Annotated in this window: 13 protein-coding genes; all 13 read right to left on the bottom strand. The window is 51.4% G+C overall.

The window, feature by feature from the left end; translation table 11 throughout:
- Positions 1–13: 13 nt before the first annotated feature.
- The 13 genes from V5G20_RS12680 to yfmF all read right to left on the bottom strand — a co-directional run bounded on the left by V5G20_RS12680 (position 14) and on the right by yfmF (position 13,957).
- Positions 14–655, bottom strand: a complete 642-nt coding sequence (locus V5G20_RS12680; RefSeq protein WP_003385781.1) for a regulatory protein RecX — start codon at positions 653–655, stop codon at positions 14–16.
- 65 nt (positions 656–720) lie between these two features.
- Positions 721–1,779 (bottom strand): recombinase RecA, encoded by a 1,059-nt coding sequence (gene recA, locus V5G20_RS12675; RefSeq protein WP_338463438.1) that lies wholly within the window; start codon positions 1,777–1,779, stop codon positions 721–723.
- A 162-nt stretch (positions 1,780–1,941) separates the two neighbouring features.
- Entirely contained in the window at positions 1,942–3,528 is a 1,587-nt protein-coding gene (locus tag V5G20_RS12670; protein WP_003385783.1) for a DEAD/DEAH box helicase, read from the bottom strand.
- Positions 3,525–4,775, bottom strand: a complete 1,251-nt coding sequence (locus V5G20_RS12665) for a competence/damage-inducible protein A (RefSeq protein WP_311068399.1) — start codon at positions 4,773–4,775, stop codon at positions 3,525–3,527. Before V5G20_RS12665 ends, V5G20_RS12670 begins: the two co-directional genes overlap by 4 nt.
- Before the next feature lie 53 nt (positions 4,776–4,828).
- Positions 4,829–5,404, bottom strand: coding sequence for a CDP-diacylglycerol--glycerol-3-phosphate 3-phosphatidyltransferase (gene pgsA / locus V5G20_RS12660; protein WP_003385785.1), 576 nt, complete (start codon positions 5,402–5,404; stop codon positions 4,829–4,831).
- Positions 5,405–6,751: a 30S ribosomal protein S12 methylthiotransferase RimO gene (gene rimO / locus V5G20_RS12655; protein WP_003385786.1), complete on the bottom strand. Its 1,347-nt coding sequence runs from the start codon at positions 6,749–6,751 to the stop codon at positions 5,405–5,407.
- A gap of 115 nt (positions 6,752–6,866) precedes the next feature.
- Complete coding sequence (locus V5G20_RS12650) at positions 6,867–8,312, bottom strand: IS1182 family transposase (RefSeq protein ID WP_024985259.1); 1,446 nt, start codon at positions 8,310–8,312, stop codon at positions 6,867–6,869.
- Between the two features lie 120 nt (positions 8,313–8,432).
- Positions 8,433–9,341, bottom strand: a complete 909-nt coding sequence (locus V5G20_RS12645; RefSeq protein ID WP_003385787.1) for a RodZ domain-containing protein — start codon at positions 9,339–9,341, stop codon at positions 8,433–8,435.
- 18 nt (positions 9,342–9,359) lie between these two features.
- Positions 9,360–10,139: a YmfK family protein gene (locus V5G20_RS12640; protein WP_003385788.1), complete on the bottom strand. Its 780-nt coding sequence runs from the start codon at positions 10,137–10,139 to the stop codon at positions 9,360–9,362.
- 124 nt (positions 10,140–10,263) lie between these two features.
- Entirely contained in the window at positions 10,264–10,533 is a 270-nt protein-coding gene (locus V5G20_RS12635) for a DUF3243 domain-containing protein (RefSeq protein ID WP_003385789.1), read from the bottom strand.
- A 90-nt stretch (positions 10,534–10,623) separates the two neighbouring features.
- Positions 10,624–11,358, bottom strand: coding sequence for an elongation factor P 5-aminopentanone reductase (ymfI, locus tag V5G20_RS12630; protein ID WP_327970472.1), 735 nt, complete (start codon positions 11,356–11,358; stop codon positions 10,624–10,626).
- Positions 11,359–11,367: 9 nt separating this feature from the next.
- Positions 11,368–12,660, bottom strand: coding sequence for an EF-P 5-aminopentanol modification-associated protein YfmH (gene yfmH / locus V5G20_RS12625; protein ID WP_031932893.1), 1,293 nt, complete (start codon positions 12,658–12,660; stop codon positions 11,368–11,370).
- Position 12,661: 1 nt separating this feature from the next.
- On the bottom strand, positions 12,662–13,957 hold the full coding sequence (gene yfmF, locus V5G20_RS12620; RefSeq protein WP_338463437.1) for an EF-P 5-aminopentanol modification-associated protein YfmF: 1,296 nt from the start codon (positions 13,955–13,957) through the stop codon (positions 12,662–12,664).
- Positions 13,958–14,103: the final 146 nt, after the last annotated feature.

Genomic DNA, 14,103 nt, shown 5'->3' with positions numbered 1-14,103 from the left:
AAATGGAGCCATTCTAGTCCGCACCGTGCTCTCTCAGCTCTCGGCGAATCTCCTGAATGACTGATTGCGAGAATCCCTTCCTGTACAGCATGGCCAGAATTTTTTGCTCGTCGTTTCGATCTAATTCCCCTTCGAAGCGGCGCAGTTTCTTTTGAACCAGTGCACGTGCGGCACCAAGCTCATCGTCTCTGGTGACTGTGCTCATCGCTCCTTCGGCTGTCTCCTTGTCGATCCCCCGCTGTTTCAGCTCCATCCTCAGCATCATCGGACTTCTCGGCTTTAACCGCAGCCGTTCATTTACCCATTGCCTCGCAAAGGCCTGATCATCGATATATCCCATTTGCTTGCATCGATTCACAATAGTTTCCGCCACTTCCAGCGGATACCCTTTCTCTTGCAGGTAGGAGACTACCTGCTGGGAAGTACGCGGTCTGATCCCCAAATAGCGCAGGGCAAGCAAAAATGCTCTGTGCTCTTCCTCAGCCAAAAGGATTTCCCGCACAAACCCATCGTCTACTTCTACGCCTTTGGCAAGCTGATACTTTACCAATATATCTTCGTGGACCGAGAAAACCAGTTCATCACCGATATAAAAATGATAGCGATGCTTATTTTTTATATCGCGGTGAACAGCGGTGATCTTGCCGCTCTTCATCGGCTTCTCCCCTCTCACAAAACAGGAACAGCCTGTCTAGAGCGACAGGCTGCCACATTTTCAGTTTACTCCAGATCGAACATCGGTTCCTCATCTTGCTCAGGATCGACGACCGGTTCGGTTGCCGGGATGGAACCTGGGTTCAGGCTGTAGTATTCACGTACCTTGGCCTCGATTTGGGCTGCGATTGCCGGATTTTCCTTTAAGTAGATCTTGGCATTTTCACGGCCTTGGCCCAAACGCTCATCATTGAAAGAATACCATGCTCCGCTCTTTTGCACCACGTCGATTTCGGCACCGATATCAAGAATGCTTCCTTCCTTGGAAATCCCTTCGCCGTACATAATGTCCACTTCCGCAGTCTTAAACGGCGGCGCTACCTTGTTCTTGACGACCTTCACCTTGGTTTTGGAGCCGATCACGTCATTGCCTACTTTGATCGATTCAGCCTTGCGGACATCCAGGCGAACGCTGGCATAGAACTTCAGAGCTCGTCCACCAGGCGTTGTTTCAGGGTTTCCGAACATAACCCCTACTTTTTCACGCAGCTGGTTAATAAAGATCGCAATCGTCTTGGACTTGTTGATGGCACCGGAGAGCTTGCGCAGAGCTTGCGACATCAGACGGGCCTGCAAACCGACGTGCGAATCGCCCATCTCCCCTTCAATCTCAGCCTTCGGTACGAGTGCCGCAACGGAGTCGACGACAATGATGTCTACCGCGCCTGAACGAACCAGCGCTTCCGAGATTTCCAGAGCCTGCTCGCCAGTATCCGGCTGGGACAGCAGCAGTTCCTCGATGTTGACGCCCAGCTTGGCGGCGTAAACAGGATCGAGTGCGTGCTCCGCATCGATAAATGCTGCCTGTCCTCCCTGACGCTGTACTTCTGCAATCGCATGAAGGGCGACAGTCGTTTTACCGGAAGATTCCGGTCCATAAATTTCAATAATTCGGCCACGCGGGAATCCTCCCACACCGAGAGCAATATCAATGGCTAGAGCGCCAGTGGATACGGTGGAAACTTGAACGTTCGCCATATCCCCCAGCTTCATGATGGAACCCTTACCAAATTGTTTTTCTATTTGACGCAATGCACTTTCTAAAGCGGCGCGGCGGTCTGACAAATACGACACTCCCTTTCCAAATCGTTACTGTTATCTTCTTGTCTTCATCATACATCGAGACAGAAGGGTTTGCCAAGTATTTTTTGCGAACAAATATTCGCATAGAAAAACCACCTGCCCGAAATGCGGGGCTCGGTGGTTTTTTCCAGCCTTGCAGAAGGATCAGGAGCGCTTGCCGCGCGGCTTTGCAGGCTCCAGGTTGATCCGCTTGCCGTTTATCCGCGTCTGGCGCAGCGACTCGTATACAAACGGCGCCACTTCCTCAGGCACCTCGACAAACGTGAAGTTTTCGAAAATGTCGATGCGGCCGACTGCCTTGCCGGGGATGCCGACAGACTCGGAGATTTCGCGAACCAAATCTTGCGGGCGAACATTCGCGTTGCGCCCTACATTCAGGAAGAAACGAACCATGCCTTTTGCTGCGCCGGTTTCACCAAAGTTGTAGGCTTCAGCCTCTTCCGTTTCGCCAATTTCACTGTGGAAGGCAAGATGCAGGGCTGCGGCTGCCACCTTTTCAGGAGGATACTGTTCCGTCAGCGATTCTGCGACCTTCGCGTACATTTCGGCGATCGTATCGTTTTCCAGAAGCGAGATCAGTTGCTCTCTTAGCTGCTCCTGCTTGCGCTCCGCCACTTCCTCCAGGGACGGAACATTGCGGGAGATGATCTGCGCTTTCGTCTGTTTCTGGATAAACATCATTTGTCTCATTTCGCGAGGGGTCACCAGCGTCATGGCGATACCTTTGCGTCCGGCGCGGCCCGTGCGTCCAATCCGGTGGACATAGCTCTCGGAGTCCTGCGGAATGTCGTAGTTGATGACGTGAGAGACATTTCCGACGTCGATCCCGCGGGCAGCTACATCAGTTGCGATCAAGAACTCGATCGAGCCTTCACGGAACGCATTCATTACTTTGTCCCGCTGCGCCTGAGAGAGGTCCCCGTGCAATCCGTCCGCCAAATATCCGCGTGTCTGGAGCACCTCTGTCAGCTCGTCTACGCCTCTTTTCGTCCGGCAGAAAATGATTCCAAGCTCGACGTCTTCGCTGTCCAGAATGCGGCAAAGGCTCTCTACCTTGTTGCGGTCAAAAACCTTGTAGTAGACCTGTTCAATCAGGGGAGCGGTCACTTCCTCGCGGCTCACTGCAATCGTTTCCGGCTGCTTCATGTACCGGCTGGCGAGGCGTTTGATCTCAGGAGGCATGGTTGCGGAGAAGAGCAAGGTTTGTCTCTCTTCCGGGAGGTGGTTGATAATCGTTTCGATGTCATCCACGAAGCCCATGTCGAGCATTTCGTCTGCTTCGTCCAGTACGAGTGTATGTACATTTTCCAGTCTGAGCGTTTTTCGGCGCAGGTGGTCGAGCACGCGTCCCGGAGTCCCCACGACCACTTGCACGCCTTGACGAAGCGCACGGATTTGGTGGCCGATCGATTGTCCTCCGTAGATCGGCAGGGTGCGGATTTTTTTGTACTTGGCAATTCGCATCAGTTCGCCTGCTACCTGAATGGCCAATTCGCGCGTCGGCGTCAATACAATGGCCTGCACTCTGTTGCCTTGCGTCACTTTTTCCACGAGCGGAATCCCGAATGCTGCTGTTTTTCCCGTACCCGTCTGGGCTTGACCGATCAGGTCTCCGCCCTCAAGCACTTTCGGGATGCACGCCGCCTGAATCGGTGACGGCTCCTCGAAGCCCATGTCATAGATGGCTTGCACAATTGATTTATGTAAAGGAAAATCAGAAAAAATCGTCATATACGTTCACCTTTCTTTAGTCGCTGAAGCGCGTAGAATAAAGCAAATTTGGCAGCACGTCCCACGATAGCGTGTCTTCTGCCGGCAAGTCGGAGCTCTTTGACAACAGTCGGCAGTCCATCTATTGCCACTCCAATGTAAACAAGTCCCACGGGTTTGCCCTCTGAAGGGTCCGGACCGGCAACACCGGTTACCGAAATGCCGCAGGTCGCGCGCAGTTTTTGACGCACGTTTTCGGCAAGCAGCCTTGCTGTTTGCTCACTTACCGCTCCGTCAGTGTCGAGTACAGCTTGGGGAACATCGACCAGCTCGCGCTTGGCATCGTTCGTATAGCATACGATTCCCCCGCGCATGACTGTTGAACTGCCGGGAACGGAGGTAACTAGCGAGGCGACTTTGCCGCCTGTGCAGCTCTCGGCGCATGCGATGGTCTTCCCGTTTTGTTTCAACTCTTCTACAAGGACCTCGTGGAGGGAGGTTTCCCCTTTGGCATAGATAAATTCGCCCAAACGTCTGTAAATCTCCCGCTCGACCGGCTCGATCAGCTTCTCTGCTTCGGCCACCGTTTTTGCCCGTGCCGTAATCCGCAGTGTAACCTCAAACTCTTTGGCATAAGGGGCAATCGTCGGATTCTCCTGGCTTTCAATCAGATCGAGCAGCTGTTCTTCCAATGCGGATTCGCCAATCCCGTAAAAACGCAGGACATGGGAGTGAAACACCTGCTGCTCCGGCAGCAAGCCGATCAAATAAGGCATGACATACCGATCGGCCATCGGGTACAGTTCGCTCGGCGGCCCCGGCAAAAGCACAAATGTACGGCCATTGTGCTCTGCTGCCATCCCCGGCGCCATCCCCGTGTCGTTCGGAAACACCTGCCCGCGGTCAAAAACGAGCGCCTGCTTGCGATTGTTTTCTGTCATGACAATGCCGCGCTGGTGAAAAAACGATTCAATGCGTTCCAGCGCCACAGGATCAGTCACAAGTCCGGCGTCAATATGTGCCGCGACCGTTTCCTTGGTCAAATCGTCCTGAGTCGGGCCCAGACCGCCGGTAAAAATAATCAGGTCGGAGCGGACAGAAGCTTGCTTGATGACCTGCATCAGCCGCTCGGTGTTGTCGCCCACAACCGTATGGAAATAGACTCCTACGCCGATCTCCGCCAATTTTTGCGACAAAAACTGCGCATTGGTATTGGCGATCTGCCCCAGTAAAAGCTCTGTTCCAACAGCAATAATCTCCGCTTTCATGCCCCTCATCCATTCTCTTTGAGGATTGAAAAAAGAGTCCAATACCCGTTTTCTTACGAGTATTGGATTACGTTGCGATTCTTGGCGAAGTAGTCATAGCCCGAGTATAGAGTGATCACTACCATGGCCCAGATCGCTACTGTATCAAATGGAATCCCAAAAATAGCAAACGGGAAGTTGCGGATAATCACGGCCGTGATCGCCACGATCTGAATCCACGTTTTTATTTTGCCCAAGGCGCTGGCTGCAATTACCTGTCCCTCTGCCGCTGCGACGAGACGCAAACCGGTAACAGCAAACTCCCGGCTGATGATGATAATCGCAATCCATGCCTCCAGCCTTTGCATTTCCACGAGAGAAATCAAGGCCGCAGAGATCAGCAATTTGTCAGCCAGCGGGTCGAGAAACTTCCCCAAATTGGTAACGATTTTTCTTTTACGGGCGATGTAGCCGTCTAGACCATCCGTACTGGCCGCTAGGATAAAAACCAATGCCGCAATCAGCTCGTTGTAGGTCATCGTCAGGCTGCCGATGGTAAAACTCCCGATATTGTAACGCACCAGCAGAAAAAACATGACTACGGGCACCAGGAAAATCCTGGCAAGGGTGATGCGGTTGGCGAGATTCACCTAGACTACCTCCCCGGCCAAGTCATATTCGTAGGAGTGCGTAATCTTTACTTTCACGATCTTGCCCAGCTCGCCTTTGTAGCCGGAAACAAACACTTCACCGTCAATTTCCGGTGCATCGTACTGGGTGCGACCGACGAAAATGTCATTGCGCCCTTCGTAACGTTCGATCAAAACATCCAGTTCGCGACCGACAAAACGTCCGTTCCGCTCAGCGGCAATCTCCCGCTGGATCTCCATCAGAATGTTTGCTCGCTTTTCCTTTGTTTCTTCATCGACATGGTCAGGAAGCCGTGCTGCTGGTGTATCGTCCTCATTGGAGTAAGTAAACACACCCAACCGATCGAATTTCACGTCCTTTATGAACTCGCAAAGCCGCTCGAAATCCTCTTCGGTCTCACCCGGAAAACCGACGATCAGAGATGTACGGAGAGCCACATCCGGCACCTGAGCCCGGATCTTGGCCACCAGTTCACGTGTATCCCGCTGGCGTCCTGGGCGGCGCATTTTTTTAAGGACATGGTCCTCGGAATGCTGCAGGGGCATATCCACGTATTTACATACTTTCGGGTTGGAGGCGAAAACGTCAATCAGCTCGTCCGTAAAGAAGCCCGGATAAGCGTAGTGAAGCCTCAGCCACTCTATCCCTTCCACCTCTGCCAGGCGGTTCAGCAGCTCGGGAAGCATGTGTTTTCCGTCGTAAATATCGGTTCCGTAATTGGTTGAGTCTTGCGCAATCAGACTGATTTCGACAATGCCCTGTTCGGCCAGATGCCTTGCTTCTTCCACAATGGATTCGATCGTGCGGCTGCGAAATCCTCCGCGCATGATCGGAATGCTGCAAAACGTACAGGCGTTGTCGCAGCCCTCGGCAATTTTCACATAAGCGGAGTAGGTGCCTGCTTTTACTTTCCGCTTGACTACTTCCTCGTACGTAAAAATGGGATTGCCCACATAGACCGGACGTTTTCCTGCAAGTGATTCCTCGATAATGCCGGTGATCGACATGAAGTCGCCCGTACCGACAATTCCGTCCACCTCGGGAATCTCGTTCAGGATATCCTCTTTGTATCGTTGCGTGAGACAGCCTGCCACTACCAGCGATTTCAGCTTTCCGGAGTCTTTCAGCTCGGCCATATCGAGAATCTTGTTGACCGATTCTTCCTTGGCAGCATCAATAAAACCGCAGGTATTGACGATGACGACAGTCGCTTCATCAGGATTGTCGACCAGTTCGTAGCCTTTCTCATCTATCAAATGGGCCATCATATCCGAATCGACCAGATTTTTTTCACAGCCCAATGTTACGATCGCAACTTTTTCTCGTGAGCCTACCTTCTCTGTCATCCTTCATTTCCTCCAATTGGTCACACCAGCCCAGATTACACCTATACAGTATAATATAAGCTACAACGGAGTGTCAAAGTTGAAGAACGCGCAAAAGGCAAGCAAAATGCTTGCCTCAGGTTGCAGACAAACTCCCTCGCTGAACGAACAGCAGAGGGAGTTTGTTTAATAATTTGATGAAAATACCGAAGGTGTTTTGATCGTTCACCTTTTGGCGACCTGATTTCCATAGCCAGGTCGCCATTTTTTTCAAGTTCATGGCAGCGAAAACAAGCATCGCCTGCATCGTGACCTTCTCCAGTCCTCGTAAGGTCGTCCAACGCATGCCATGCTTTTCCTTCATATCAGCGAATACACGTTCAATCGTTTCTTTCCGTTTGCTATAGATTTGTTTGTTTTCCTCGGTATGCCGGAGGTGGTCTACCTCTTCGAGGTAATCAGCCCAGATGTGGCGACTCACTCTCTTTGTGTAGTCTTTACTTTCCGTGCATTGTTTCAAGAACGGACAACTTCGGCAAACTTGAGAATTTGATCGATAGATACGGTACCCATCCTTGTTTGTTGTCTCATATGTTAAGATTTGCTCGTTCGGGCAGATGTAGCAGTCGAAATATTCATCATACACATATTCGTGCTTTTTAAAAAAACCTTCTTTGGTGCGTGGTCTTGTGTAGGGCATAACGGGGCGAATCTGGTCATCAAGGAGTGTTTTACTGATGTAAGGCGTCTTGTATCCCGAGTCCACTGCCACAGCTTGAGGCTGTGCAAACGTCTTTCGCACTTGATTCAAAACATCCTCAAAAACCTGACTGTCATGCACATTGCCTGGCGTTACCTTGGCACCAAGCACAAATCCATTTCGATCACATGCTGTATGAAAACTATAAGCAAATACACGTTCCTTTTCCCCTTTTACAAACAATCCGCAATCCGGGTCAGTTGTGCTGACTTTCACCTCCTTCTTCGAAGTTTCTGTCTTTTTTTCAAGGGGCTTCTTTCCATGTGCAATACGATCCTGATTGATTTCTTCGTCCAGCAGCTCTTGATATTTCTTCGCTTGTTCTTCAACGATTTCTTTCACGTATTTATGCTTATTCGCACTGGCTTTTACATGCGTAGCATCAATGAAAAGCACATCAGGCTTCACGAATCCATGATGAACCGCCTCCTCCAATATTCGAAGGAAGATCGACTCGAAGAGTTGAGTATCCCGAAAACGGCGAACATAGTTCTTGCCTAGGGTCGTGAAATGGGGAATGGGCTGACTGAAATCATAGCCAATAAACCACCGATAGGCAACATTGGTTTCGATCTCTTTAATCGTTTGTCGCATGGAACGAATTCCAAAAATATATTGGATGAAAGCAATTTTAACTAAGACTACAGGGTCAACACTGGGTCTGCCATTGTCATGACAGTAGAGGCTTTCCACCAAGTCATAGATGAACGAAAAGTCGATTGCATTTTCAATTTTTCTTACGAGATGATCTTCTGGCACCAACTCATCTAGCGAGAATGCAGATATCTGATAACGCCCTTCGGCCTCTTGCTTATTAAGCATAATGCCACCTCTAAAAAATAACTTTTGAAAACGTAACATGTTCTATATTCAACAAAAAAGCCTGCAGACCCTGTTCCTTACGGAACTTTGTCTACAGGCTGAGGCAAGCAAAATGCTTGCCTACTCAGTGACTGGCTGCCCCAAAGTGATGCTTACGTTGGATGGCATGAACTTCAGTTTTGATGTATCCAATGCCGTTCCGTTGACGGTCACTTGCACTGCACCCGGTTTGCCAAGACGTATATACGCTGTTTTTCCCAGCTCGATCTCAACTTCCTGATCCTTGGTCAGCGTACCCTGTTTCGGGAATTTCGTCGTCTTCGCCTCCGCCGCGCCATACCAGCAGTTTTCTCCAACCGCTTTTATTTTTACTTTGATTTTGTCGCCGCCAGTCAGGGTGTACTTGTACAGAGAACCTTGCTGGGATTCAAACGTCAGTACCGACTGCGGCACCTCCTCCGGAACAACCGGTGCTGTCGAACCGTTATCCGGCGTTGTTTCCGGCGTTACAGCAGGCGGATTGGGGGTTTGCGCCTGTGGCACTTGTGGCACTGGTGTCGGATTTCCTGCCTGGCCCGGTCCTACAACCTCTGCCCCTGGATTCAAATTGCCTCCGGGAACCGGCTGCGTCGAAAACCCGTCGCTATTGACAGCAGCTACGTAAATAACCCCGATGATCAGCCCTACAAAGAGCACCAGCAGCGTCTTGGTAACCCACTTGCCTGCTTGAAGCGGATTGCTTGTTGTAGCGACTCGCCGCCGGCGGAGCCGTTCCAATTGTTCCTGTGGAGGTTGGGCTGGCAGGTCCGACTGGAAATGGCTCATGATATGGTTTGGATCTAGCCCAACAGCTTCCGCATAGCTCTTGATGAACGCGCGCGCGTAAAAGTGGCCGGGCAGTACGTGCAAATGGCCCCTTTCAATGGCTTCTAAGTAACGCCGTTGAATTTTTGTGATCCGCTGAATGTCGTCGAGCGTAATTCCTTTTTCTTCGCGGGCCTCTTTTAGTACTTGACCTAGCTCAGACACAGCTTACCCTCCTTCATCTTATGTCATGTCAAAATTGTCGAATCCGCGGTTGTTGATCAGTTCGTATGTAATTTCCTCATCAGGGTGCTGCCGCAGCTCGATAATGTAATGGAACTCTGACAGTTCGTACTCCGACTCCCGCACGAAGACATCGGGATGTTCGATAATTTTGGCTGCCGGAAAGCTCATGACTTCCCGCAGGAGAGAATGATGCTTCTCTGTCGCACGCATGGTGGAAACAATCCCGTCAATCAAATATACATGATCAGCGGACATCTCATCAATGGCAAGCGAGCTGCGGACCGTCTGTCTGAGCAGGGTTGAGGAAAGAAAGGTCCATCGCTTGTTGGCAGAAACACTGGCGGCAATCATCGATTCCGTCTTGCCTACGCGAGGCATTCCCCGGATTCCGATGAGCTGATGTCCTTCCCGCTTCAAAATCTCTGCCATGAAATCGACGAGCAAGCCCAGCTCATCCCGCACGAAACGAAATGTCTTTTTATCTTCGCTGTCACGCTCGATATAACGGCCGTGCCGAACCGCCAACCGGTCGAGCATCGTGGGTGGACGCAACCGCGTTATCGTTATCTTGTCCATCTTTTGGATAACATTGCGCAGAACTTCCATTTTCTCGTCATCATCCGTCGTGAGCAGCATTCCCCTTCGCATATCGTCAACACCGTTGATCGTCACGATGTTGATCCCGAGCATCCCCAAAATGGATGCGACATCTCCCAATAAACCGGGGCGATTTTTTGAAATTTCGTATTCCATGTACCACTCTTTTTGCGCTTCCATGCCCGATCCTCTCCGACACCCAAATTTCTCTTCCTAAGTAGTATAACACGTTCCGAATAATCGACAATGGACGGAAAAGAAAAATCCCCAAAAGACGGGGATTTGTGATTCATTACGACCCTATTTAATTGCCGCGATTTACATTGTTTGGATCTTGGACCAGCTTGACCATCAGAGAAGCGAGCGCCTTCTGCTGCTCTTCGTCGCCGGCGTCCCAGAGCTGCTTCAGCAGGCGTTCCTGATCGTTTTTCGGATCGACCTGCTCAGCCAGGTAGCCCCCGATTTGATAGGCTACATTTTGCAGCGTGTCGCTCTCCATCCCCGCTTGCTTCGCCTGCTCAACCCGCTCGCCGAGAAACGCTTTCCAATCGCGAAAATTGTCAAGAACTGACATGTATTTTCCCTCCTCCTATGCATTGCGGTCCCCTATGCGACCGTTACATTGGTAGAGTTCCAACAAGCAGGGAAAAATATGCACGATTTTCTATGCGTACCAACCGCCGTTCGGACTGATGATCTGCCCGGTCACGTAACCGGCTTCCGCAGAAAGCAAAAACCTTGCGACGGCCGCAACTTCCTCTGGCGTGCCCAGACGTCCGGCCGGAATCTCGCTTGCAAGCATACTCACTTCCTCGGGTGAAAACCGGTTCATCATGCCGCCCTGTATGGCACCGGGGGCAACCGCGTTTACGGTAATGCCGTTTGGCGCGAGCTCCTTGGCCAGCGCCTTCGTAAAGGAGTTGACCGCTCCCTTGCCAAGCGAGTAAAGCACCTCGCAGGACGCTCCCGTCATCCCCCAGATGGAGGAGATGTTGACAATCCGACCAAAGCGCTCGCGAAGCATAGCGGGCAGTGCAGCCTGGGTCACAAAAAATGCGGACCGTACGTTGGTCGCGATCAAGTCATCGAACTGCATGGGCGACACGTCAGCAAAAAGGCCTACGTGATCGACCGATGCATTGTTGACGATGAGCAGCGGTGGGGTGATCATTGCTGCGAACATCCCGGCGATCTGGTCAGTATGACGCAAATCAGCCTGAAAGGCGTAGGCCGAGACCCCTTTTTCATGGCAAGCCTGAAGGATCGGCTCTACCTTGTGCGGCGACTGATGATAATGCAGGTAAAGCGGGATGCCTCTTTCGGCGAGAGCCAGGCTGATCGCCTGCCCGATCTCGCCGGAGGCTCCCGTAACCAATGCCCATGGCGGCGTACTGTACATAAACCTTCACTACTCCTGTGGCGAAGCGGAACGAACAATCGAGACAGCCATTTGCTCGGGAACAAAATGCTCCTTCATGCGCGCTTCTACGTCTTCGCGGGTGATCGACTCAAGCGTCGGCACCACGGAGAACAGCTCGTTCCCGTTGAACTTGTAGCTGGTAAACTGGTTGGCAATAAATTCAACCGAGTTGAGCGAACGGAGGAACAGCCCGATTTTTTTCCGTTTCGCCCGTTCAAAGTCTTCCTGGTTGATTCCAGCCTGCTGCAATTGGCGAATTCCCTCTTTGATCTGTGCCGCGAGCTTGTCGGGATCAGGCGTATCTCCTCCCATAATGGAGTAGCCGTACTCCTTTTCTCCGCTGTAGTCGAAATCAAAGCTCTCCGTAATCAGCCCCTCGTTGTACCATTTTTGGTAGAGCGAAGAACTGGTGCCGAACGCGATGTCCAATACCAGTTTAGTGGTCAGGTCGCGCTTTAACAAGGCCTCTCCCGTCAGACCGTCTGCTTTTTCCTTATAGCCGATCAGGCATTTGGGCAAGCCTACCGGCAACTGAAATTCTATGCGCTCTTTGGCGACCGCAGACGGCTCCTGCGGAAACAAGCGCTCGATGACCGGCGTTGGCGGAAATTCTTTCGCTGCCTGGTTGTCGCGCACCCATTTCATCACGGTTTCCGGATCAAAGGAACCGACTACCAGCAGCACCATGTTCGCAGGATGGTAGAACGTTTCATAGCATTGATACAACGTATCCTTGGTGATATGGGAAATGGATTCGATAGTCCCGGCAATTTCAATGTTGATCGGGAACTTCTGGTACATGGCTTTCAACAGGTTCATGTACACTTTCCAATCCGGATTGTCGTCGTACATCGTAATTTCCTGACCGATGATGCCCTTTTCTTTTTCTACGCTGGCCTCGGTAAAATACGGCTCTTGCACGTAATCAAGCAGCAGATTGAGATTGCGGTCAAGGTTTTCCGTGCAAGAAAACAGGTACGCGGTCCGGTTGAAGCTGGTAAATGCGTTGCACGAGGCACCATTTCTACTGAACTCATGCATGACATCCATGTCTTTCTTCTCAAACATCTTGTGCTCCAGAAAGTGGGCAATCCCGTCTGGAACATGCACTTCTTCGCCGTTTTTCAAGCGAAAGTGACTGTCAATCGAGCCGTAACGAGTCGTAAATACAGCGTAGGTCTTGCTGAATCCCTGCTTGGGCACCAGATAGACAGCCAGTCCGTTTGGTAGCTTTTCCTCGTAGACAGTCTCATTCAGCTGTTCAAATACGGTCGTCTGCATATCAGGCATCTCCCTTCTTGTCCCGCAGCAAGTATATCGTGTCAATGGCCACCTGTGCCGCTACCCGCTTCAAATCCTCGACGGTGATCCCGTTGATCTGGGCGAGCAGCTCCTCCAGATGCCGCTTGCGTCCGCTAATCACGCCGTTATAGGCAAAGTCGATCATCATCCGGGCACTGTCCAGAAGCTCGCGAAATTGGTTGGAGAGTGTCGCCTTCGTCTGCTCAAGCTCCTCCTGACCGACATTTCCCTGCTTCATGCTCTCCAGTTGTTCCTTGATAATCGTGACAGCCCGGTCGAAGTTTTTCACATCGATCCCGGACATCATCATCATGATACCCTTGTGGCTCTCCAGTCTGGAGACCGCGTAATAAGCGAGGCTCGCCTTTTCGCGCACATTGACAAACAGCTTGGAGTGCGGGAAGCCGCCCAATACGCCGTTGTACACAAGCAGCGCCGGGTAGTCTTCATCCGCATAGCTGATCTGGGTACGGCAGCCAATGTTCAGCTTGGCCTGATTTACTTCCAGCCTGTCGATCACGACATGCTCTTCGGCAACCTGTTTTTTTGCTTTGGTCGGCCCGATTTGCTTGACATCCTTGCGGTCAAGCTGAACGAATTTGCCGATTGCCGCCTCAACCTCTTTTTGCTCCACGTCTCCGACTACAAAAATGTCGATCGGACTGTGGCTCATCAGCTCTTGAAAATGGGCGTACAAGCTTTCGCCGCTGATGCCGGCAAGATCCTTCGTCCGCCCTTGGGCCAGGAGAGCAAACGGCTCGCCTTGGCACATCTCTTCCGTCACGCGCTGGTTGGCGTATTTCATCTTGTCGTCGATCAGGCTTTCGATCCGCTTGCGCAGCGTCTCTTTTTCCTGTGCAACGTATTTTTCTGCGAATGCATTCCCTTCCAGATAGGGACGGCTCAGCACGTCGCCCACAAAGCGGATCGCGCTTTCCAAAAGAGCGTTTTCCTGGGACAGGTACTTCTCGTTTGGGACCTCCATGTAGATCTGGAGGATTTGCCGCTCGCCTTTTTTCACAACGTCCACATCAAAGATCGCTCCGTAAAGAAAATCCAGATGCTCACGAAGCTGCTTGGTCTCCGGAAATCGGGCTGTTGCCCGCTTCATCACCATCGCCAGCAGAGCCGTCTTCGTGACGGTTTCCTCTGAAAGCTCTTGTTCGATCATGGTCACGATTGTCGTTGTCTTAAATTTGGCTGTAGGCATGATATGTACGTTTATACCGTTCAAAGCAGTGGTATGAAATGAAATTTCCTTTACGCTTTCGCTCATGGCCAAACTCCCTTCTCCGTCGACTTACTCCCCTCTATTGTAACCAATTGGAAGGGGGTTCAGCAAAGATCACTCCCTGAAAATAACCCACCCGGCATAGCAGGAGCTACGGCCGGGCGGTTTGCCCTGCAAAAAGCGGCATTTAC

Origin of the sequence: Brevibacillus borstelensis, assembly GCF_036700025.1 — a bacterium.
Lineage (GTDB): Bacteria > Bacillota > Bacilli > Brevibacillales > Brevibacillaceae > Brevibacillus > Brevibacillus borstelensis.
This window is presented reverse-complemented; position numbering and strand designations above follow the sequence as displayed.

What these genes read in the sequence shown, in the direction of transcription:
- yfmF (WP_338463437.1), bottom strand. Translation starts at nt 13,957, where the DNA reads ATGAGCGAAAGCGTAAAGGAAATTTCATTTCATACCACTGCTTTGAAC.
- V5G20_RS12635 (WP_003385789.1), bottom strand. Translation starts at nt 10,533, where the DNA reads ATGTCAGTTCTTGACAATTTTCGCGATTGGAAAGCGTTTCTCGGCGAG.
- ymfI (WP_327970472.1), bottom strand. Translation starts at nt 11,358, where the DNA reads ATGTACAGTACGCCGCCATGGGCATTGGTTACGGGAGCCTCCGGCGAG.
- V5G20_RS12650 (WP_024985259.1), bottom strand. Translation starts at nt 8,312, where the DNA reads ATGCTTAATAAGCAAGAGGCCGAAGGGCGTTATCAGATATCTGCATTC.
- V5G20_RS12640 (WP_003385788.1), bottom strand. Translation starts at nt 10,139, where the DNA reads ATGGAAGCGCAAAAAGAGTGGTACATGGAATACGAAATTTCAAAAAAT.
- V5G20_RS12665 (WP_311068399.1), bottom strand. Translation starts at nt 4,775, where the DNA reads ATGAAAGCGGAGATTATTGCTGTTGGAACAGAGCTTTTACTGGGGCAG.
- V5G20_RS12680 (WP_003385781.1), bottom strand. Translation starts at nt 655, where the DNA reads ATGAAGAGCGGCAAGATCACCGCTGTTCACCGCGATATAAAAAATAAG.
- V5G20_RS12670 (WP_003385783.1), bottom strand. Translation starts at nt 3,528, where the DNA reads ATGACGATTTTTTCTGATTTTCCTTTACATAAATCAATTGTGCAAGCC.
- yfmH (WP_031932893.1), bottom strand. Translation starts at nt 12,660, where the DNA reads ATGCAGACGACCGTATTTGAACAGCTGAATGAGACTGTCTACGAGGAA.
- rimO (WP_003385786.1), bottom strand. Translation starts at nt 6,751, where the DNA reads ATGACAGAGAAGGTAGGCTCACGAGAAAAAGTTGCGATCGTAACATTG.